This is a genomic window from Methylocystis iwaonis, from assembly GCF_027925385.1.
GTDB lineage: Bacteria > Pseudomonadota > Alphaproteobacteria > Rhizobiales > Beijerinckiaceae > Methylocystis > Methylocystis iwaonis.
Map to the genome: position 1 here is coordinate 2,161,899 of NZ_AP027142.1, position 21,070 is coordinate 2,182,968.

Annotated in this window: 18 protein-coding genes; 5 read left to right on the plus strand and 13 right to left on the minus strand. The window is 66.9% G+C overall.

Annotated features, from left to right (window positions below; translation table 11 throughout):
• Positions 1-125: 125 nt before the first annotated feature.
• Complete coding sequence (locus QMG84_RS10455; protein WP_202071811.1) at positions 126-800, plus strand: alpha/beta hydrolase; 675 nt, start codon at positions 126-128, stop codon at positions 798-800.
• Between the two features lie 94 nt (positions 801-894).
• On the opposite strand, the gene QMG84_RS10460 is transcribed toward QMG84_RS10455, so the two are convergent.
• From QMG84_RS10460 to QMG84_RS10470, 3 genes are all read right to left on the minus strand, one after another.
• Complete coding sequence (locus tag QMG84_RS10460; RefSeq protein WP_281927736.1) at positions 895-1,497, minus strand: redoxin family protein; 603 nt, start codon at positions 1,495-1,497, stop codon at positions 895-897.
• Between the two features lie 300 nt (positions 1,498-1,797).
• Positions 1,798-2,883 carry an anhydro-N-acetylmuramic acid kinase gene (locus QMG84_RS10465; protein ID WP_281931978.1) on the minus strand — a complete coding sequence of 362 codons (1,086 nt, stop codon included), beginning with the start codon at positions 2,881-2,883 and terminating at the stop codon, positions 1,798-1,800.
• A 335-nt stretch (positions 2,884-3,218) separates the two neighbouring features.
• On the minus strand, positions 3,219-3,497 hold the full coding sequence (locus QMG84_RS10470) for a DUF5397 family protein (RefSeq protein ID WP_281927738.1): 279 nt from the start codon (positions 3,495-3,497) through the stop codon (positions 3,219-3,221).
• Positions 3,498-3,582: 85 nt separating this feature from the next.
• Between QMG84_RS10470 and QMG84_RS10475 the strand changes: the two genes are divergently transcribed.
• A complete protein-coding gene (locus tag QMG84_RS10475) occupies positions 3,583-4,815 on the plus strand; it encodes a peptide-binding protein (protein WP_281927739.1) in 1,233 nt (410 codons plus the stop codon).
• A 68-nt stretch (positions 4,816-4,883) separates the two neighbouring features.
• Here the strand turns inward: QMG84_RS10475 and QMG84_RS10480 are convergent, their stop codons facing one another.
• The 5 genes from QMG84_RS10480 to QMG84_RS10500 all read right to left on the minus strand — a co-directional run bounded on the left by QMG84_RS10480 (position 4,884) and on the right by QMG84_RS10500 (position 12,362).
• Positions 4,884-5,096: a hypothetical protein gene (locus QMG84_RS10480; RefSeq protein ID WP_281927741.1), complete on the minus strand. Its 213-nt coding sequence runs from the start codon at positions 5,094-5,096 to the stop codon at positions 4,884-4,886.
• Positions 5,097-5,251: 155 nt separating this feature from the next.
• Positions 5,252-7,330: a hypothetical protein gene (locus tag QMG84_RS10485; protein ID WP_281927742.1), complete on the minus strand. Its 2,079-nt coding sequence runs from the start codon at positions 7,328-7,330 to the stop codon at positions 5,252-5,254.
• A 139-nt stretch (positions 7,331-7,469) separates the two neighbouring features.
• The gene (locus tag QMG84_RS10490) at positions 7,470-10,259 is read right to left on the minus strand and encodes a DUF4159 domain-containing protein (protein ID WP_281927744.1); all 2,790 of its coding nucleotides are present in this window, start codon (positions 10,257-10,259) and stop codon (positions 7,470-7,472) included.
• Positions 10,259-11,179 (minus strand): DUF58 domain-containing protein, encoded by a 921-nt coding sequence (locus QMG84_RS10495; RefSeq protein ID WP_281927746.1) that lies wholly within the window; start codon positions 11,177-11,179, stop codon positions 10,259-10,261. Before QMG84_RS10495 ends, QMG84_RS10490 begins: the two co-directional genes overlap by 1 nt.
• A gap of 184 nt (positions 11,180-11,363) precedes the next feature.
• Complete coding sequence (locus QMG84_RS10500; RefSeq protein WP_202071819.1) at positions 11,364-12,362, minus strand: AAA family ATPase; 999 nt, start codon at positions 12,360-12,362, stop codon at positions 11,364-11,366.
• Positions 12,363-12,640: 278 nt separating this feature from the next.
• Between QMG84_RS10500 and QMG84_RS10505 the strand changes: the two genes are divergently transcribed.
• The 3 genes from QMG84_RS10505 to QMG84_RS10515 all read left to right on the plus strand — a co-directional run bounded on the left by QMG84_RS10505 (position 12,641) and on the right by QMG84_RS10515 (position 14,611).
• The gene (locus QMG84_RS10505) at positions 12,641-12,940 is read left to right on the plus strand and encodes a hypothetical protein (protein ID WP_281927749.1); all 300 of its coding nucleotides are present in this window, start codon (positions 12,641-12,643) and stop codon (positions 12,938-12,940) included.
• Positions 12,941-13,106: 166 nt separating this feature from the next.
• The gene (locus tag QMG84_RS10510; RefSeq protein ID WP_202071821.1) at positions 13,107-13,364 is read left to right on the plus strand and encodes a DUF6111 family protein; all 258 of its coding nucleotides are present in this window, start codon (positions 13,107-13,109) and stop codon (positions 13,362-13,364) included.
• Positions 13,361-14,611 (plus strand): CCA tRNA nucleotidyltransferase, encoded by a 1,251-nt coding sequence (locus QMG84_RS10515; protein ID WP_281927750.1) that lies wholly within the window; start codon positions 13,361-13,363, stop codon positions 14,609-14,611. Before QMG84_RS10510 ends, QMG84_RS10515 begins: the two co-directional genes overlap by 4 nt.
• A gap of 86 nt (positions 14,612-14,697) precedes the next feature.
• On the opposite strand, the gene QMG84_RS10520 is transcribed toward QMG84_RS10515, so the two are convergent.
• From QMG84_RS10520 to recJ, 5 genes are all read right to left on the minus strand, one after another.
• Positions 14,698-15,774 carry a DNA polymerase III subunit delta' gene (locus QMG84_RS10520; protein ID WP_281927751.1) on the minus strand — a complete coding sequence of 359 codons (1,077 nt, stop codon included), beginning with the start codon at positions 15,772-15,774 and terminating at the stop codon, positions 14,698-14,700.
• Positions 15,771-16,442, minus strand: coding sequence for a dTMP kinase (gene tmk / locus QMG84_RS10525; protein WP_281927753.1), 672 nt, complete (start codon positions 16,440-16,442; stop codon positions 15,771-15,773). The genes QMG84_RS10520 and tmk overlap by 4 nt, the downstream gene beginning before the upstream one ends.
• Positions 16,439-17,614: a D-alanyl-D-alanine carboxypeptidase family protein gene (locus tag QMG84_RS10530; protein ID WP_281931979.1), complete on the minus strand. Its 1,176-nt coding sequence runs from the start codon at positions 17,612-17,614 to the stop codon at positions 16,439-16,441. Before QMG84_RS10530 ends, tmk begins: the two co-directional genes overlap by 4 nt.
• A 114-nt stretch (positions 17,615-17,728) precedes the next feature.
• Entirely contained in the window at positions 17,729-18,802 is a 1,074-nt protein-coding gene (locus QMG84_RS10535; RefSeq protein ID WP_281927755.1) for a septal ring lytic transglycosylase RlpA family protein, read from the minus strand.
• Positions 18,803-19,096: 294 nt separating this feature from the next.
• Entirely contained in the window at positions 19,097-20,890 is a 1,794-nt protein-coding gene (recJ, locus tag QMG84_RS10540; protein ID WP_281927757.1) for a single-stranded-DNA-specific exonuclease RecJ, read from the minus strand.
• Between the last annotated feature and the right edge of the window lie 180 nt (positions 20,891-21,070).

A 21,070-nucleotide genomic window follows, 5' to 3' on the forward strand; every position in this document is an offset into this window, starting at 1 on the left:
CGCGAGCCCTTCTCCCGATCTGCGTTGAAATCAAGGCGAAGACGCCACGAGGCGCCGAATTCCCTTGCTTTTCACTCGGTCAAGCGTGTTAAGAACGCCCCAGCCAGTTTCCACAGGGAATTCAAATGCCCGAAGTCATCTTCGCCGGTCCCGCCGGCAGGCTCGAAGGCCGCTTCCATCAGTCCGCCACGCGCGGCGCGCCGATCGCCATCATCCTGCATCCGCACCCGCAATTCGGCGGGACGATGAATAATCAGATCGTCTACCACCTCTATTACGCCTTCGCCGAGCGCGGCTTCTCGGTGCTGCGCTTCAACTTCCGCGGCGTCGGACGCTCGCAGGGCGCCTTCGACCATGGCTCGGGCGAACTCTCGGACGCGGCGGCTGCGCTCGATTGGGCGCAGGCGGTAAACCCCGAGGCGCGCGCCTGCTGGATCGCCGGCGTCTCCTTCGGCTCCTGGATCGGCATGCAGTTGCTCATGCGCCGGCCGGAGATCGAAGGCTTTATCTCCGTCGCGCCGCCGGCAAATCGGTTCGACTTCTCGTTCCTGGCCCCCTGCCCGTCCTCGGGCCTTTTCATTCACGGCGACCAGGACCGCGTCGCGCCGCTGAAAGAAGTCACCGGGCTGATCGAGAAGCTCAAGACGCAGAAGGGCATCCTCATCGAGCATGCCGTGGTCGAAGGCGCCAACCACTTCTTCGAGAACAAGGTCGAGCCGCTGATCGCGCATGTGGACGCCTATCTCGACCGGCGCCTCAACAATCCGCCGCGCATTCTGATCCCCGCGCGGGGCGACTAACTTCCGTCATTGCGAGCGGAGCGAAGCAATCCAGGGCTGCCGTAGCTGCCCTGGATTGCTTCGTCGCTTCGCTCCTCGCAATGACGCGTTTGCGCTAAAGCGCCTTCGCCGTCAGCCGCGGCACGATTTCCTTTTCGATGATCTCGGGATCGAGCCCCTCGTAAGTCGACCATTCGACCACGGGCCCCGGACCGACGATAAAGGTCGCCGGCACGCCCTTCGCGGCGAGCGCGCGTTGAAGATAGGTGCGCTCATCCGCGCCGACGGCGACGAAGGGGTTGCCGTTTTTCGCCAGAAAATATTTCGCCCGCGCTGGCGGGTCCTTGACGTCCGCGCCGTAGATGGGCGCGAGTTTGCGCTTCGCCAAAGCGACAAGATGCTTATGCTCCTCGCGGCAGGTCGGGCACCAGGAGGCCCAGATGACGAGGAGCGAGCGCTTTCCCGCGAGGTCGGCGCTCGAAAAGCCGGGGACCGGATGACCCGCCGCATCGACAAGGCCTGGCACGGGCGGCAGATCGAACTTGCCGATCGAAAAGGGATTGAAGAAGCGCGCGCTCAAGTCCTTGCGCTTCCAGACATGCTCGACCACGGCGGCGCCGACGCCGAGCCCGATGGCGCCCACGCCCCCGAGAATGACGCTGCGTCTGCTCGCGAACCATTCGGCCTTTGCCGGCGGCGCGTTGGCTGGCGTGCTCATCCGCGTATTCCTCGCGCGCAAAACTACGCACATTCTTATACGGAAAATGGTGAAAAAAGCATGATCCTCTATGAGAAGAGTCAGTTTATTGACAAACCTCCGAGGCGGCCTCGTCCTTCGAGACGCGAGCTTCGCTCGCTCCTCAGGATGAGGCCTAAGTGTCTGGCGCTGATGTAGAAGCCCCTCATGCTGAGGGGCCTGCGTAGCAGGCGTCTCGAAGCACGAGGGGCGTCACCCCACTTTGTCAGCAGTCCAGCTCCTCTGCGAGAAGAGTCTAATCCGCCATGTCCGGCGCGTGCATCAACGCCCGCCGGCGCGCGCCAGGCGCCCGCCGCGCAGCGCCTGTGGGACGCCGGTCGTCGTCGGAAAGGTAATCGGCAGCCCTTCCAAAAGGCGCGCGGCGAGATAGCCGAAGCCCTGCGCCTCCATGGAGTCGGCCGACCAGCCGACCGCGTCGGCGGTCGTCACCTTGCACGGCAGACGCATCACCAATTCGCGCACCAGAATGGGATTGCGCGCGCCGCCGCCGCAGACGATGAGCAATTGCGGCTGATTGGGCAGATGCGGAAAGAGCCGCAGCACCGAGGCCGCCGTGAAGGCGGTAAGAGTCGCGGCGGCGTCTTCCGTCGAGAGTTTTACGATGGGCTCCAGCGCGAAGGCGTTGCGGTCGAGCGACTTTGGCGGCGGCTGGTCGAAGAAGGGATGGGCGAGCATGCGCAAGAGCGCGGCCTCGTTCACGCGCCCGCGCGCGGCCATATGGCCATGGCGGTCGATCGGCGCGCCGGTGCGCTGAAGCATGAGATCGTCGATGAGCGCATTGCCGGGGCCCGTGTCGCAGGCGATGGGGTGCTCGCCGTCGGCGACATAGGTGACATTGGCCACCCCGCCGATATTGAGCAGCGCCACCTCGCCCTTCATGCCGCCCGCCATCACCAGCGCGCGATGGAACACCGGCACGATCGGCGCGCCCTCGCCGCCGGCGGCAATGTCGGCGGCGCGGAAGTCGTACGCCACATCTATGCCCAGCCGATCGGCGAGCGCCTGCCCGTCGCCGATCTGGATCGTGAGCTTTTGCTTGGGCCGATGCAGCACGGTCTGGCCGTGGAAGCCGACGATGTTCACGCTGGCCGCGTCAATGGCGTTGTCGCGCAGGAAGGTCTCGACCGCCTCGGCGTGGCGGTCGGTCACCATGCGCTCGGCGAAGGCGAGCACGCCCGGCCGCGCGTCGCGGTCGTCCATGGTCGCGGCCTCGGCCAGCGCATTGCGCAGCAAGGCGCGGTCGGCGTCCGTATAGGCGTAAAAACCCGTCGGCCCGAAGGAGACGCTCGCGTCGCCATCCGTCTCGATCAGCGCGACGTCGACGCCGTCCATGGAGGTGCCGGACATGAGGCCGATGGCGCGATAGAGGGGCAAGGGCGAATCTCCTGCGTAGGAATGGGAGGAGATTACGTGATTTGTCGCCGAGGCTGAAACGAGGCGGCGGAGATGTTATTTCAGGTAGAGGCGCAAAATGCCGTCATTGCGAGCGAAGCGAAGCAATCCAGAGCCGCGATGTGGCTCTGGATTGCTTCGTCGCTTCGCTCCTCGCAATGACGGCGGGAATCACTTCGATCTCCTGTCGGGATTTCAGCCGCCCAGAGGTTCGGAATAGGCCTTCGCCACTCCTTTGGGATGGTGAGTTTGCGTCTCGGCCACCACCAGATCGAAGGCGATGGCGAACATCAACGCTCCTTTGGATCGTCCAAAATGTCGCTGAATTTGTAATCAGCGACTTCACCGGTCTCCAGCACGCGGATTTTCATCCAGCGGTCGCCACGAGGCTCCTCCGCGCCTATCCCGATGATTTCATAGGGGGGACCGAAAGGCCCAAAGCGCCGGCACGTGCCGACGAGGGCCTGAGGATCGGGGACAAAGGAGGCGGCGGGCTGTCTGGGCATGAGGCCTAGTCTAGCATTGATGGAGACGACTTCAATTTGTAGACGGGCAAGCGGCTTGTCCAAGCGCCAAAATTATCGTTCAAAGAAATTAAATTTTCAGCAGAAGACCAGGTAGCGCCCTCCCCCTTTATTTTCAAAGAGGCATTGCATGCGCATCATCGTTACGTCGCTCGTCGCGGCTCTATCGATCGCCCTGTCAGCCGCCGCCGCGCCAGCCAAGAAACCTCCGGCGCCGCGAGAAGGCGTCGCCTTCATCCTCGATGCGGGCCGCATTCTGCTCGACGTCGCCTTCACAACGCCGGACGGCCAAGAGCGCAAAGCCCTCGCCTGGTTCAACATGGGCATGGCGGCGCCCGTTCTAACCTCTGACCTTTATCGTGAGCTTGGTCTCGATCGTGGCGCGCCCTTACGCCTCCGGATTGGCGAGCGCGCCTTCGACGCGCGCGCGGATCAGGTCAAGGATGGCGACGGCGGCGTCGGCGTTCCGACTTTCGACCATCTCTTCGCGCCGCGGCGGGTCGAGGCGATGCTGCCGGCGCGGATGTTCACGGATTATGTCCTGCGCATCGACTACGGCCGGCGCCTCTTTGCGCTGGACGCGCCGGGCGCCAAGGGGCCGGAAGGCCCTCCCGTTCCGATCCAGCTCAATGCGGAAACGGGGCTCGCCGCCGTCGAGGCCCAAATCGACGGCGAGACGCGCGCGCTCGTGATCGACGCCGGCGGCGGCTACAGTTGGATGCGCGGCGACATCGCGCGCAATCTGCTCGCCCGCCATCCCGACTGGCTGCGCGCCCATGGCGCCGTCGGCGCGGCGAACGCCAATATGGTCGACTTTGCCTTCGAGAAAGAGGGCGACGTGCTGCGCATCCCGAGCGTGCGGCTGGGCGATAGCGTGGAGTTGAGCGGATTAGGGTTTCTCGGCACGGCGCCGGTCTTAGGCGGCTTTGTGGAGAGCGCGTTCGGCGATCTCTTCTGGGACAATTGGCGCAAGGCGGCGCCCGCGCCCGTCATCGGCTGGCTCGGCGCCAATGCGCTACGCGATTTCGAGCTGACGATCGATTATCCGAACCGCATGAGCTACTGGCGCCGGCAAAAGGCGCCCGACGCGGCCGAGCTGGATCAACCCGCGATAACGCTGGTGCGCAACGGCGCGCGCTACATCATTGGCGGCGTGGCGCAACCGGCGTCTCGACCGCAGGCGCCGCTGGGCGTCGAGATCGGCGACGAGTTGCTGACGGTCGACGGCGTTGCGGCGCGCGGCGCGAGCAAGGAGAATGTTCTCTCCGCGCTTCATGGCGCGCCGGGAGAGCGGAAAAGATTGACGCTGGAGCGTCGCGGGGCGCGAGTGGAGACGAATGTGGAGGTCGAAAGCTTCCGCTAAGAAGCCCCGCCCCCAAACCGCCAGAACCGCGCCCATTTGTTGGCGAAGCTCGACGAGGAGCCCTTCGCTTAGTAGGTGTGACGGCGCTCCACGCGCCGAGCCGTGCGGCGCGTCGACCGATGCACGACGCCCGCGCGCGTCACCACCTGCACAACAGGAGCATTGGAGACGCCGGCCGCGGCGATTCCGGGCGTGGCCGCCGGCATTGCTTCCGCGACTGGCTCGAAGCCGATTGCCAGAGACGCGCCAATCAAGAGACCAAGGATATGCCTGCGCTTCATGTTTGATCCTCCTCTTCGGCGGAACGAACTTCAGCCCGCTCGAAATGTGAGCCCGGCGCGACTCTCGATCAATACGGCATTTAGGGATGTTGGTTTGAGCAGGCGCCCACTTTGGCGCCTTGCCTCATCGCCCATTGACGGCGCCAATGGAGAAATCAGCCCCGTTTGCCTTCCCACGCCCAAGCCGCCACGACCACCCCCAGCAACCCCAGCATCGCCCAAAGCCCGAGCCCCAGCGGCGCCACCTCTACCCCAACGAGCGTCGATGCCCCCGTCTGCCGGACGCCAATCCAATCCGACCCGCCATAGCGGCTCGCGTCGCGCATCTCCACGAGACGCGGCATGGTCACATCGTCCGAATTCTTGCTCAGACGCCGCACCGTGCCGCCCGTCGCCTCGGCCAAAGGCGCGAGCTTCTCCGTCGTCGAGGCCACCTCGCGGAACTCGCGCGGGTTCGCCGGCCCGACATTCACGAGCGCGGTCAGACCGTCGCTCTCGAAGCGCCACAGGCCCATTTCCCTGGCGTCGAAGCGCGCGCGCCACAGGCCGGGCTCGCTTTGCTTCAGCGTGACCACCTCCTGCGCGCCCGAGGGCCCCGTCGCGGTCACGGGCGCGGCGGCGTCCTTCAGCGTCTGGCGCTCGACCGTAACCTCGCGGCCGCGGGCCTCGGCGCGCAGCGCCTCTTCTTCGAGGTCGGGCTCCTTCATCAGCCAATGGGCAAGGCGGCGCATGAGGTCGGCGTTGGGGCCGCCGCCTTCATAGCCGCGCGCCCAGAGCCAGATCTGGTCGCTGAGCAGCAAGGCCACGCGGCCCTTGCCCTCATGCGAGAGCACCAGTAGCGGCTTGTCGCGCGCGCCGGAGAGAATGGGCGTTCCCTTCAGCACATCGGCGTCGATCTGCCGGAACCATTCGCCCCATTGCGGCGGATCGCTCTTGCCGCCGGGCAGGCCGCGCGTCACCGGGTGTTTCTCGCCATCCTTGCTGATATGCGCCTTGAACGCTTCTTCGAATAAGGAGCCGTCCGGCCGCGCCGGCAGGATGGTCGAGATCGGCGAATAATAAAGGCCGCGCAGCGTGGCGTAATCCGGCCCCACCGCCGCGAGAAACGCCCCGCCATTTTCGACGTAATGCGCGATATTCTCGAAATAGACCGAGGGCAGCAGCGTCTGGCTCGAATAGCGATCGAAGATGATGAGATCGAATTCGTTGATCTTGCGCCCGAAGAGATCGGCCGTCGGAAAGGCGATCAGCGATAGCTCGCTCGATGGCGTGACGTCGAGTTTTTCCGGCGGGCGCAGAATAGTGAAATGGACAAGCTCGACATTGGCGTCGGCGCGCAAAAGATTGCGCCAGCTACGTTCGCCCGGATGCGGCTCGCCGGAGACAAGCAGCACTTTGACCCGGTCGCGCACGCCTTCGATGGAGACGACCGCCTTATTGTCGGCGAGCGTCAGCTCGCCCGGCGCGGGCGCAACTTCCAGCTCGACGATATTGGCCCCGCCATGCGCGATCTTCACCGGGATATTGACGATGTCCCCCGGCACGGGGCTGTAGGTCGGCAGGCTCTCGCCGTCGCGACGCACGGTGATGGGCGCGCGCGCATTATCGCCGCCGGTGTCGACCACGCGGGCGCGGATCGTCTGCTCCTTGCCGACGATGCCGAAGCGCGGCGCCTCGACAAGCTCAATGCGGCGGTCGCGCTCTTTCTCTTTGCCGGTGATCAGCGCATGGATCGGCGCGCGGAAACCGAGCGCCTCGGCCTTGGCGGGGATGTCGTGCACAACGCCGTCGGTGACGAGCAAGGCGCCGCCGACGCGCTCCGGGGGCACGTCCTTGAGCGCCTGCTCCAGCGCGCCGAAAAGCTTGGTGCCGTCATTGCCGCTCGCGTCATTGGTGACGGTGACGAAGCGCGTTTCGACATCGCCGAATTTCGCGAGCGCCGCGTCGAGCGCCTTGCGAGCCTCCTCTGTCTGCGCGGCGCGGGCGCCGAAATTCTGGCTCTCGCTCTTGTCGATGACGACGGCGACGACGGTCTTCTGCGGATCGCGCTTTTCGGTGACGAGAGAGGGGTCGGTCAGCGCGGCGAGGACGAGAGCGAGCGCGAGCGCCCGCAGGGCTGTGCCGCGCTGGCCCGCCATGGCGCCGAGGGTGAGCGCGGCGGCGCCGAGAAGCGCGAAGGCGGCGAGAAGCGACCAGGGGAGCAGCGGCGCGAAGGTGAGATTGAGGTCGCTCATGCGCCCCCTCCCCAACCCTCCCCCGCTTCGCGGGAGAGGGAGCAGATGGTCGCCTGCATCGAAGGGGTGTGAATGCTGGTCGTGAGCGTCCCCTCTCCCACAAAGCTGGGGAGGGACAGGGAGGGGGCTAGAGCGCGCGTCACTGCCCTATCCTCTCCAGCAGATCCCTCACATGCACCTGGTCGGATTTGTAATTCCCCGTCAGCGTATACATTACGAGATTGACCCCGCCCCGCAGCGCCAGCTCCCTTTGCCGCGCACCGCCGGGCGTCAGCGGGAAGAGCGGCTGGCCGCGCTTGTCCTGCGCCCAGGCGCTGGCGAGATCGTTCGAGGTGATGACGATCGCCGAGACGCTGTCGGTGGCGCGCACCGGCCGCGCGGCGCCCTCTTTCGGATCGGGCGGCAGCGCCTCGACCCATGTCTGGCCGCTGGCGTAGCGTCCGACGAAGCCGTCGAGCAGATAAAAGGTCTTGGTGATGACGTGATCGCTCGGGACCACTTCCAGCTCAGGAATATCGAGCCCCTTGGTGAAGTCTCGCAGCCATTGCGTCTCGGGCGTCGGCGCGTCGCCGGGACGCTGAGCGAGCGCGTCGCGCGTATCGAAGACGACGGTGCCGCCCTGCCGCATATAATTGGCGACCCGCGCGGTGGTCTTGGCCGATGGCTGCGCCGCGCTCGCCACGACCGGCCAATAGAGCATGGGATAGAAGGCCAGTTCGTCCTTCGCCGGATCGACGCCGATCGGATCGCCGGGCGAGAAGGAGGTGCGCGTGGCGAGCGTTCTCGAAAGGGCTTCGAGACCGGAACGCGACACCTCGTCGATCTTCGCATCGCCCGAAACGACATAGGCGAGCCGCGTCGTCAGCGCCGCCTCCTTGTCGCGCTGCGAGACGACCGGTTTCGCGCCGTTCTCGGCGCGCGCGTCTCGCGCATGCAGGGGGGCCAGAAGAATGACAAGAGCGCCGGCCGCCGCCGTCAACGGCCTCACGCGCAACTTGCCGGAGAGCACCAGAACGATGACGGCGTCGGCAATGAAGGCGAGCAGCGCGGCGGCGAGCAGCGGACCGCGAAAATCGACGGGCGCGCCGGAGGCAAGGACGCTCGTCGCGAGACCCGCCGCCGCGAAGTCGAAGCGAGAGATGTCATCCTCCGCCCGCAGCGTCTGCAAGGCCACGGAAGCGTCGCCTGCCCCGTAAAGGCCCGGCGGATGCTCCGCGCTCGCAGCCCCTGTGAAATCGGCCGTGATCGCCTGAGCGTTCGGCCCCGGCGCGCCAAGCGCCCCGAAACCGTCGAGCGCCTTCATCGGCGCCAGAAGCCGCTGGTCGCTCGCGGTCGCCGTCGTCTCGTCGCCCGGCAAGGGCGCGGACTCGCCGGACATGGCGCAGATGCGCTTGAGCATATCCACGAAGAGCCCGGAGATCGGCAGGTTCGACCAGCTCGTATCGGCGTTGACATGGAAGAGCACGATCAGCCCCTTGCCGCGCCGTTCAGCGGTGACCAGCGGCGTGCCGTCCGAGAGCCGCGCCCAGCTCTTTTGCGCAAGGCCGGGATCGGGCTCCGCCAGCACCTGACGCTGGACGCTCACATCCTTGGAAGCCGGGAGACCGAAAAAGGGGCTCGTCGCGTCGAAGTCGGCGAGCGCCTTGGGCGTCTCCCAGGACAGCGCGCCGCCGAGAACGCGGCCGTTGCGGCGCAGGCGCACGGGCAGAAGATCGTCTGCGGCGTTGGCGAGGCGCGGGCCGGCGAAGCGGATGAGCGTGCCGCCCTCCTCGACGAAGCGGCTCAAGGCCTCATATGTTTCGCCGGGCGCAAGGCCGACATCGGCGAGCGCCAAAACATTGGGCCGCTCCGCGAGCAGCGCCTGGATGGGATCGGTCACCCCAGGCCGGGCTTCGCGGGTCTGCGCGAAAGGCGCGAGCGCCTTCTCCAGATAATAGAGCGGCGAGAGCAGAGGCTGCGCCTCGTCGAGCCCGGCGCCGCCGGCAACCGCGACGCGGCGCACTTTCGAGCGCGCGTCGAGCAGCGCAACGGCGCCGGCGGAATTTTCGCCCTCGATACGCAATAGGCTCACGTCGTTGCGCAGCTCAACCGGCAAATCGAGCGTCGCCTTCGCCCGCAGCGACCCGCCGAAATCGACGCCGGCGCGGCCGATGATCTGGCCTCGCGAGTCATAGGCCACGACCGTCGCGGCGGCGGGCCCGGAGGCGTCGGCGCGCAAGGCGTCGACGCCGAGCGTCGCGGCGTCATTCGTCGGCGCGGCGAGCGCCAGCGGCGCATGATCGTCGGTGAGAACCTCGACTCGGGCGCCCGCGTCGGAGGCGGCCTTCAGCGCTTTGGCGAAAGCGCCCGCCTCGCCTTGGGCAAGACCGTCGCTGATCCAGACGATCCGCGCCTTAGGATTTGCCTTGGCGAAAGCCGCCAGCGCGTCGGCCGCAGCGGCGCGGTTGGAAAAATAGGGCTTCGGCCGCTCGGAACGCAGCTTCTCCAATGCGCGCCCCGCCTCGGACAGGCTCGGCGCGGCGGTCTCGGAAAGCGTCATGACGGCGACCGGCGCGCCGCCGCGCGCGGCGCTCTCGATGATGGCCGCTCCGGCGGCGACACGCTTCTCCCAGGAAGGGGCTGCAGCCCAGCTGTCGTCGAGCGCGACGAGGGTCGGCGTTGAGATGGCCGCGACGGTCCCGGACGGACTCCAGACCGGCCCCGCCATGGCGAGGATCAGCGCCGCCGCGAGTCCGAGGCGCATGAGCAGGAGCCATAACGGCGTCTTCGACGGCGTCTCTTCATCGCGCCGCAGCTCGCGCAAAATCTTGGTTGGCGGAAAAACGATCTCGCGCGGGCGCGGCGGCGTCACGCGCAGCAGCCAATAGATCAGCGGCAGGCTCGCAAGGCCGATCAGCGCCAGCGGCGCGGCGAAGGAGAGGCCGCCCATTACAGCGTCTCCTCCACGCCGTGCAGACCCATGGCGAGCGCGAGCGCCGCCTCGGCGGCCGGCCGGTCGGTGTGATGCTGCAGAAAGAGAAAGCCGCTGGCGCGCGCCGCTTCGCGCACCGCCTCACGATGCGCGTCGAAACGCTTGGCGTAGGCCGCCCGCAGGCTGCGCGCGTCGCCCGCATGAAAGGCCGGGCCGCCGTCCGTATCGAGGAACATGGTCTCGCCCGTGAAAGGAAAGCTCTCTTCGCTCGGGTCGGTGATCATCAGCAAGGCGCCCGAGGCGCCAGCGCCCGCGAAGCCCCGCAGCCGCGCGAAAAGCGCGCCGAGGTCGCAGAGAAAATCCGAGATGAGCACGACGCGCGCGCGTGGGCGCAAGGCTGCTTCAGGGGGTAGCTCGTCGCGCGAAATATCGGCGGCGCCGTCGTAGAGCGCGCGCAACAGGCGGTCGATCACGTCGCGGGCGGAGATAGGCGCCGTGAGCCCCAAAGCGGCGACGCGCTCGCCGCCCTTCACCAGCACATCCGCTAGCGCCAGACCGAGCGTGACGCCGCGCGAAAGCTTGTCGTCCTGGGCGAGCGAGGAGACGAACGCCATGGAGGGCGAGCAGTCCATCCAGAGGAAATAGTCGTGCGCCGCCTCCCACTCGCGCTCGCGCACATAGAGCTGATCGCCGCGCGCCGAGCGGCGCCAGTCGATGCGATGCGCCGCCTCGCCATGGGCGAAGGGGCGATATTGCCAGAAGGTCTCGCCCTGCCCGGCGCGCTTGCGGCCATGGACGCCATAGGCGACGCTGGCCGCGATCTCATGAGCGCGATTGACGAGGCGCGGCAGGCGCGCGGCGAGGTCGGCCGCGACGGCGCCGTCGATCTGCGTGCGGGCGGCGGGGTCGTAGGCTGTGGTGGTGATTGGCCGGATCATAGCGGGTGCTGAAGCGCCCCCTCCCTGACCCTCCCCCGCCATAGGGCGTCTGCAAGACGCCCGTCTCTCGACGGGCTAATGCGGGAGAGGGGACGCTCACGATCAGCATTCTCGATGAAGGTCACAATCGGCCCCCTCTCCCGCGAAGCGGGGGAGGGTTGGGGAGGGGGTAAACGCACCGCCATCAGCCGATCCGCGACACGAGCTTGTCGATCAGCTCCGCGACAGTCGTCTCGCGGCGCGCCGCGAAATTCAGCGCCATGCGGTGACGCAGCACCGGCGCCGCCAGGGCCGCGACGTCGTCGAGCGACGGCGCGAGGCGCCCCGTTGCGAGCGCGCGGGCGCGGGTTGCGAGCATGAGCGCCTGCGCGGCGCGCGGACCCGGACCCCAGGCCACATGCGGCGCGATCTCCGGATGGCCCTCGCCCGGGCGCGCGGCGCGCACCAGATCGAGAATGGCGTCCACCACCTTGTCGCCGACCGGCAGACGCCGCACGAGGCGCTGCGTCGCCATCAGCTCCTCGGCGTCGAGCGCCTGGACAGCCTCGGCCGATTTGTCGCCTGTCGTCTCGAGCAAAACCCGGCGCTCGCTGGCGCGGTCGGGATAATGCACGTCGATCTGCAGCAGGAAGCGGTCGAGCTGGGCCTCGGGCAGCGGATAGGTGCCCTCCTGCTCCAGCGGGTTCTGGGTCGCGAGCACATGGAAGGGACGCGGCAGGTCGTAGCGCTTGCCGGCGACGCTGACATGATGCTCCTGCATCGCCTGCAGCAGGGCGGATTGCGTGCGGGGCGAGGCGCGGTTGATCTCGTCCGCCATGAGAAGCTGCGCGAAGATCGGGCCCTTGATGAAGCGGAAGGAACGGGTGCGGTCGGCGCCCTCCTCCAGCACTTCGGAGCCGATGATGTCGGCGGGCAGAAGGTCCGGCGTGAACTGCACGCGCTGCTCGGCGAGGCCCAGCACCTTGCCGAGCGTCTCGACGAGCTTCGTCTTTGCGAGTCCCGGCACGCCGACGAGCAGGCCATGGCCGCCGGCAAGAATGGTGACGAGCGCCTGCTCCACCACCTCGTCCTGTCCGAAGATGACGGCGCCGATGGCGGCGCGGGCGCGCCCGATATGATCCAGCGCCCGCTCAGCCGATTCGGCGACGGCGGTTTCGAGCGGCGCAACATTGATTGAGTTCATGGGCGCGAGGGGGTCCATCTGCCACGTTTGCCAAGAAGATAGGGATCGGCGCCCGCGAATGCATCAGTCCAGGGCGCAACAATCTTCGCGGGAGGCGTCCCTCTTCCGCGATTTTGGACGCTGAACAGTCTCGCCGTCAAACGCGCGCGAATTGTGGCGAAGCAGGCCGCCGTAGAAATAGCGGCGCTCGAGCAGCGCGGCCGCCGCCTTCACGCGCCCGCGAGGGTGCGCTAAAAGAGGAAAGCGACGGCAGCCAGCCACGCGGCGCGGAGTGAGCATTGGCCGACGAACCCGAAAACCTGGTTTTGCAGCTCCTGCGCGAAATGCGCGGCGAGATGGCGGATATGCGCTCGGAGATGCACTCGCTCCGGGCGGACGTCGCCTCCGATCTCCATATGCTGGACGCCAAAATCGGCGCCGTCCGAAAAGACCTGAGCGACCAGATCGTCGGCCTCCGCCGCGCCGTTGTGGACTATCACTCTTCCGTCGTCGGCCACGGCGTCATCATCAGCGAACTCGAAGCGCGCCTCCGACGCGTGGAGCTACACCTCGATCTGCCGCCGCTAGATAAGCACTGAACCGGAAGACCCGCCTTCACCCGCCATATCGTCATTGCGAGGCGCGCAGCGACGATGCAATCCAGGAGCCGCAACCCGCCGCGCTGGATCGCTTCGCTCGCAATGACGGACAGCGCGACCAAAATGCTAAGACACATCCGCAGTTTTCGATAAAGGCCCCTCGCCCATGTGGCGCATCGCGCTTCAGACCGCCCTGCTCTTTTTGACGCCCTTTGTGGCTTATGTGGGCTTTCATCTCCTGCAAAGGCGCTGGCCCTTCGTCGCCGAGCTTTGGCACGGGCGCGTATTATCGCTGCTGACGATCGCCGGGCTCATAACGGCCATCGCCGGGATGCTGACCCTGGGCCTCACCGGGCGTCAGCAGGGCGCCTATGTCCCGGCCCATGTAGAAAACGGCAGGCTCGTTCCGGGCCAGTTCCAATGAAAGGGGTCGCGCGACTTCTCGACGATCCGCGCCTCGCGACGCTCTTCGCCGCGCTCGCCAAAACCGGGGCCGAGACGCGCGTCGTCGGCGGCGCCGTGCGTGACGCGCTCTTTGGGCTCCAACCCCATGAGGTCGACCTCGCCACGACGGCTTTGCCCGAAGCGGTGCTCAAAGCGGCGCGCGACGCCGGATTGAAAGGCGTGCCGACCGGCATCGAGCATGGCACGGTGACGATCGTCGTCGCCGGAACGCCTTTCGAGGTGACGACGTTGCGCGAGGACGTCGAGACCGACGGCCGCTACGCCATCGTGCGCTTCGGGGGCGATTTCGAGCAGGACGCGCGCCGCCGCGACTTCACGATGAACGCGCTGTCGCTCACGCCGGACGGCAAGCTTCACGATTATACGGGCGGGCTTGCAGACATCGCCGCCAAGCGCATCCGCTTCATCGGCGACGCGGCGACGCGCATCCGCGAGGATTATCTGCGCGTCTTGCGTTTCTTCCGCTTCAACGCCTCGCATGGCGAAGGCGGCTTCGACCGGGCCGGGCTGCACGAGTCCATCATCGCCCGTGAAAATCTCGCGCGCCTCTCGCGCGAGCGCATCCGCGCGGAGATCATCAAGCTTCTGCCGGCGCGGCGCGCGCCCGAGGTCATGGGCGCCATGTCCCACGCCGGGATCATCGAGGTGCTGCTGGGGATGGGCTATCCGGCGCGGCTCGCTCGGCTCGCCGCCTTCGAAGCGGCGCGCGGCAAGAAGCCCGACGCGGTGCTGCGCCTCGCCGCCTTTTCCGTGCTGACGGTCGAAGACGCCGACCGCCTGCGCGCGCGGCTGCGGCTCTCGAATGACGAACACGCCCGCCTCGTCGCGGCGGCACGGACGCTGTCAGCCTTGCATGGGATCGACCGGCCGCCGCCCGTCTCGCATCTGCGCGAGATGCTCTTTCTGGCCGGCGGCCGGGCGGCGGGCGATGCGCTGGCGCTGGCTTTCACCGAGAGCCGCGCCGAGCCCGACGATGGAGATTGGCTAGAGGCGGCGAAATATCTCGACGAGACTCCCGCCCCCGTCTTTCCCATCGCGGGCGCCGACCTCATCGCCCGCGGCGTCCCTCCGGGGCGCGAGCTCGGCGCAACGCTGAAGGCTCTCCAGGCAAAATGGATAAGCGCGGGCTTTCCGCGCGACCCGGCGGTTGTGTTACGCCTGCTGGAGGAGGCCGGGGAGCCAGGCTCGACGCGAGAGCGACAATGAGGCCCGTCGCGCCCGGACCGCGAGCCTTCAGGCTCGCTTGAATTTGCGCGCCTGAAGGCGCGCGGTCCTGATCCGGCGCCGCAGCGTCACCTCACCCCCTCCGCCGCCGCCAGCCGCTCGAAAATCCCCAGCACCATCGCCCGCTTGTCGAAATTGAACACCTCCGTCTCGCGGGCGAGGTCTCTTATCTCGTCCCAGGCGCGGGCGTAGCCGATCAGCCGCGCGGCTGGCGCGCCGTTTTGAGAGAGCGCCCGCACGCGGGAATCGAGATGGCGCTCCAAAGCGCGCATGAAGGTCTCGTAGGCGGCTTCATTGTCCCGGCCGGTGAGCTTGTCGGCGAGAAAATGCACGCCGAGCCAATCGACCTGCGGCAGGCGTTGCAGCAGCCGCGCGACGCTCGTGTCGAAAACCATGGCGTCGCCGCCCAGAAGCCGTAGCGTCTCGCGCACCGACCCTTCCGCTCGGGCGGCGGCGGCCGCGATGTCGGCCTTAGGCGCATCGCTCCAGGGCGCGCCCAGCGCTTCCACCGCCGCGACGGTTTCCTCCTGCGTCAGCGCGGAGAGCATCAGCTTGCGGCAGCGCGAGCGGATCGTCGGCAAAATGCGGCCCGGCTGATGCGCGACGAGCAAAAACAGCGAGCGCTCCGGCGGCTCCTCGATGAGCTTCAGAAGCGCGTTGGCGGCGCTGCGGTTCAGATCATCGGCGCAGTCGATGATGGCGACGCGCCAGCCGCCCGTGCCCGAGCCCTGATGGAAGGATCGCGTGATGTCGCGGACGTCGTCGACGCGGATCTCGGTGAAATGTTTCTTGGTCTTTTCGTTCCACTCGCGGCGCAGCAGGAAGATGTCGGCGAGCGCCATGGTCGCCACGCGCCGCGCGGCCGGGTGATCGGCCGGCACGTCGAGGCTACGCGCGCCCTGCGCCTCAGCGGCCGCCGGGTCCGGGTGGGCGAGCAGGAAGCGCGCAAAGCGCCAGGCGAGCGTCGCCTTTCCGACGCCCTCCGGGCCGCCGATGATCCAGGCTTGCGCGAGACGGTTGCTCAGATAGGCGTCGAGCAGCTCCTGCTCGGCGCGCGCATGGCCGAAAAACGCCAGCGTTTCGCGCGGATGCGGCGCGTCGTCGAAACGATCGCTTTCGAGCGTCCCCGCCGGCTCCTTGCTCATTGAGCGGCGTGGGCCTGCGCTTCGAGGAAGCGGGCGTCGACGAGCTGGCGTATGGCGCGCGCCACCTCGTCGGCCGGCAAAGCGGCGTTGACGACGCAGCAGCGCTCGGGCTCGTCGGCAGCGATGTCCAGGAAAGCGCGGCGCAATCCCTCGTGAAACCCGTCGTCCTCCGCCTCGAAGCGGTCGACGCGCAGGCCTGCGGCCTCGCGCCTGACCGCCGCACGGGCGAGGCCTTCCTCCGGCGCCAGATCGAGGATGACGGTAAGGTCGGGTTTCAGCTCTCCCACCGCCGCCTTTTCCAACAAAGACAAAACCTGCCGCTCCACGCCGCCGCGCGCGCCCTGATAGGCGCGGGTCGAATCGGCGAAACGATCGCACAGCACCCAGGCCCCCCGCGACAGCGCGGGCGCAATCAGCCGATCGACATGGTCGATGCGCGCGGCGGCGAACAGCGCGGCCTCGGCGAGCGTCCCCAAGGGCGCGGCGCGTCCCGAGAGCAATATTTGTCGCAGGGTCTCGGCCTTGGGCGTGCCGCCGGGTTCGCGCGTGGTCACGGTTTCGATCCCGCAGCCGCGCAAATGCTCGGCGAGGCGCGTGAGCTGCGTCGATTTGCCGACGCCCTCCCCGCCTTCGAATGTAATGAACCGGCCTTTTTCGGCGCCCGTCATTTCCTGGCCGACAGCTTCTCGTGAATTTTGCCCGCAGCATACTCGTAAACCGCGTCGAATGCGCGGCCGGGCAGCGATCCTTGGTTGATCGCCTCCGCCGCCTCGAGCGGCTGCTCCAGAATCACGGTCGCGCCGCGCTTGATTTCCAGCTTGCCGATCCTTTGCCCGGCTTCGACAGGCGCGATCACCGGCCCCTCATAGACGATTTTGCCCGAAAGCTTTTCGCTGGAGCTGCGCGGCAGCAGCACTTTCACGTCGGTCTTCGACACCAGCTCGATCGACCCCTTCGTGCCGCCATAGACCTGAGCCGAACCGACCGCCTCGCCGGCCTTGAACAGATCCTTCGCCTCGAAGTTGCGGAAGCCCCATTGGAGAAGCTTGCGCGCTTCCTCGGCGCGCTCCTTGGCGGTCTTGGCGCCATAGACGGCGACGATGAGGCGGCGGCCGTCCTCGACGGCCGATCCAACCAGGCCGAAGTCGTTCTTCTCGATATTGCCCGTCTTCAGTCCGTCGGCGCCGATGCTCATCGTCAGCAGCGGGTTGCGGTTCTGCTGGCGGATGTTGTTCCAGGTGAACTCCTTCTCGCCGAAATATTTGTAATAATCCGGGTAGGTCTTGATGACATACAGGGCGAGCTTGGCCATCTCGCGGGCGGTGACTTTCTGATCGTCGCTCGCCTTGCCCCAGGGATTGCCGAAACGGGATTTCACGAGGCCCAGCTCCGCCGCGCGCTTGTTCATGCGCATGACGAAAGCTTCCTCATTGCCCGCGACGCCTTCCGCCAGCACGAGCGCGGCGTCATTGCCCGAGTCGACGACGAGCCCACGGAGCAGATTCTCGACGCTCGCGCGGCTATTGACCTTCAAAAACATGGCCGAGCCGCCGGCCGGCGCGCCGCCGTTGCGCCAGGCGTATTCGGAGACCTGCATTTCGTCGCCGAGCCTCAGGCGCCCTTCGGTCAGCTCATGGAAAATCATCTCGGCGGTGAGGATTTTGACCGTCGAGGCGGGCGTCACATAGTCGTCAGCGCCCTTCTCGAACAGGACGGTGTTGGTGTCCGCGTCTATGAGGATCGCTTGCGGGGCGCTGGTTTGAAAAGGCTGCGCCCAGGCGGCCGAAACGGCGCCGGCCAATAGAAAAAAGATCGCGATCAGCAGTCTGAATGGGCGTATGAGCAACGCTCCCTCCGCTCATAAAAAATGTCGCAGCGGCTGCGCGACGCAAGGCGGAGAATGATCCTTCGATCTCTAAAAAGCAACGCGAGCAGCGTACTTAGCCAACGCGGCTCAGTTCAGGGCCTGGCGCATCGGCGGCACGGGAGCCGCGGCATGATCGCGGCTGAAGGAGGCCGGCCGCACGGGCGGCAGGGGCGCGGCCTGGAAGGCTTTCATCCTGTCCTCCGACGGAGCCGCTGTTTTGACCCCATGAATGGAGGATACTGAACCGCCGTCCGTCAGATTCGACGCGCCTTGGGCGTCGCTCGCAGATTGTTCGTATCGTGACGCCGTCTGTGTCTCGGGCAACGGCTCCGGACGGGCGTCCGGGGCATAAGCCATCATCTCCGCACTTTCCCCGGTCGCAGGAGAGACAGGGGCGTCATTGACGACCGGGCGGACTGGCTCCGGCTCGCGTTGAACGAGCGCCGCTGAACGAACCGGCTCCTGCTTCGAGGCGACCATGATCGGAGCGCCGCCATCGAGGGTGGCCGGCTGCCTGTCGTCGCGCAGCGTGGCGAGGAGCCGAGCGTCGTCGTCGCCGGCGAGATCGGCCTTGCCGACCCATTCCACCTTCACCCGCGCCGTGCCGACCGAGCGGAAATCGAGCGCCTCGGCGACGCGTTGCGAAACATCCATGACGCGGCCGCCGTGATAGGGACCGCGATCGTTCACGCGCACCACGATCGAGCGCATATTCTTGAGATTGGTGACGCGGGCGTAGCTCGGCAGCGGCATGGTCGGATGGGCGGCCGAGATCGATTCGCGGTCGAAGACCTCGCCATTGGCCGTGCGGCGGCCGTGAAAGTCCGAACCGTACCAAGAGGCCGTGCCGACGGCGGCCAAGGGCCTTTCGCTCGGATAATAAGTCTGGCCGGCGATCTTATAGGGCTTGCCGACCATATAATTGCCGCCGCCTTTCGGAACCTCCTCGCCATCCGCGACGACTCGCGGGCTCGGCCGCACCCCATAACGGGGATCGACGCCGCTCGAACCGACGCCGCCGGCGTAGCGCGGCGAGCTGGTGGAGGAGCAGCCAGCCAGGGCCGCGAGTGAGAGCAGGAAAAGCGATTTGCGCAGGGAGCCGACTGTCGGCTGGAACTTCATCAACAAACGCCCATGCTCCCGAAACGCGGCAGATCGCATTGGAACGGTCCTTCCCGGGAGCGACGGCGGCAGCCGCGTCTCCCGACTGATCGCCCCTTCGACAGCGCCCGCAGGCGTTTCTCGAAATGGCGCGCATGACGTTGATTCGTCATACGTTGCGATCGTCGGGAGTTTCTCCCTTAAATTTGAACTTGCCGTTAACGACAAGATTGAGCGGCGGCGAGTTGGGGGCGGGATCGGGGCGAAAATGGGGCCATGCACACATGCAGGCCCCTCCCTGTCTGTTTTGAGACAGCCTGTGGCGGCGAAGCCACACCTCGGCCGGACTCCCGCTTATGCTCTGGCGACGTCGATTATTCGGGTTTCGACCCGTTCCACGCCCCGGAACTGATTGGGCGACAGCCGGCCGGCGACATGGAAAAGCTCCCCCCGCCCCCGCAACAGCGCGTCGCCCAGCGGCGAGCCGACGACCCGGAAAGCGATGGCGTCGACCGCGACGCCGTCTCCCGAGCGCAGTCTGGCGCGGACATGGTTCTCCCCGACGATCGCCGCGTCGACCAGCCGCTGTTCGGCAAGGGCGAAAACTGGCTCTGGATTGCCCTGCCCGAATGGGCCGGCGCGCTCCACCCTGCGCAAGAGATCGAGGCTGACGCCCCGCCCCGCGATGACGCCGTCGATGACGAGAGCGTCGGCGCCGCGCGCTGCCTCGACGGCGTCAGCGAGAGCGTCATTTAAAAAGGCGCGGAAATCGTCTAGTTTGTCTTTGAGAAGCGTGACCCCGGCCGCCATGGCGTGGCCGCCGCCTTTGACGGCGAGACCGAGATCGACGGCGCGGCGAACCGTCTTGCCGATGTCGACGCCATTTAAGCTTCTACCTGAGCCTGATCCCGTTTCGCCATTAAGAGCAAAGGCGAATGAGGGGATGTTGAAGCGCTCCTTCAAGCGCGCGGCGACAAGGCCCACGACGCCCGGGTGCCAGTCCGATCCCTCGACGACGAGACAGCTCAGTCGATTCGACTTGTAAATTTGCGCCTCGGCCTGGGCGATCGCCTCCTCCAGCGCCTGCTTTTCTATGCCCTGACGCTCGGCGTTCAAGCGGTCGAGCTCGCGCGCAATATGCGCCGCCTCGATCGTGTCGGAGAGAGTCAAAAGCCGCGCGCCGAGCCCGGCGTCGCCGATGCGGCCGCCGGCGTTGATCCTCGGACCGAGCGCGAAGCCGAGGTGATAGGCGCGCGGCGGACCATCCATTCGAGCGGCGTCCATCAGCGCCGCGAGACCCGGGCGGGCGCGGTTGCGCATGACCTGAAGGCCCTTGGCGACAAAAGCCCTGTTCAAGCCCGAAAGCGGCGCGACATCCGCTACCGTCGCCAGCGCAACGAGATCGAGCGCCGCGAGAAGATCGGGCGCGGGGCGCGCCGCGCCCCACCAGCCGCGCCCGCGCAGGAGCCGGGAGAGGCCGGCCAGCGCGAGAAACACCACGCCCGCCGCGCACAGCCCCCCTTGGCCGGAGAGATCGTCCTGCCGGTTGGGGTTCACGACGATGGCTTGCGGCAAGTCCGGCGGCGCCTGATGGTGGTCGAGGACGATCACGTCGAGGCCAAGCGCGCGACCCACCTGGAAGGGCTCATGCGAGACCGTGCCGCAATCGACGGTGACGAGCAGCGTCGCGCCACGTTCGGCGAGCGCGCGGATGGCCTCGGCGTTAGGGCCATAGCCCTCGAAGATGCGGTCGGGGATGTGGAGGAAAGGCTCCGGCGCCCCGGCGGCCCGCCAATAATCGATGAGCAAAGCCGAGGAACAGGCGCCGTCGACGTCGTAATCGCCAAAAATGGCGATCTGCTCGCCGGTCTCTATGGCGCGCGCCATGCGCTCGACGGCGGCGTCCATCTCGGTCAGCGTGGAGGGGTCCGGCATCAGATCCCGCAAGCTCGGGTCGAGATAGCGGGCCGCCTCCGACACGCCGACGCCGCGGCCGGCGAGAATCCGCGCGAGGAGGTTGTCGAGACCCTCGGCCTGCATCAGGGCCAGCGCCATCGCCTCGCCGGCGGGATCGAGCCGCGCCCGCCACGGCCGGCCGAGAATCGAGCGCTCGACGCCAAGGAAGGCGGGCGCAAGTGTTTGGGACATATTGCCGTCTTGTTGAAATGAGTTCGACGCTTGCCTGTGCAAAGGCCAAGGCCAGTCTAACCTCATGGCGGCGCTTTTGCAGCTTTTGGCCAAAAAGCCAAGCTTTTGTTGCGCTTTTGCCAGATGCCGCCTTAGGGTTTTCTCAATCTTCCTGCTTCAAATTGTCGCAATTCCGAGTTG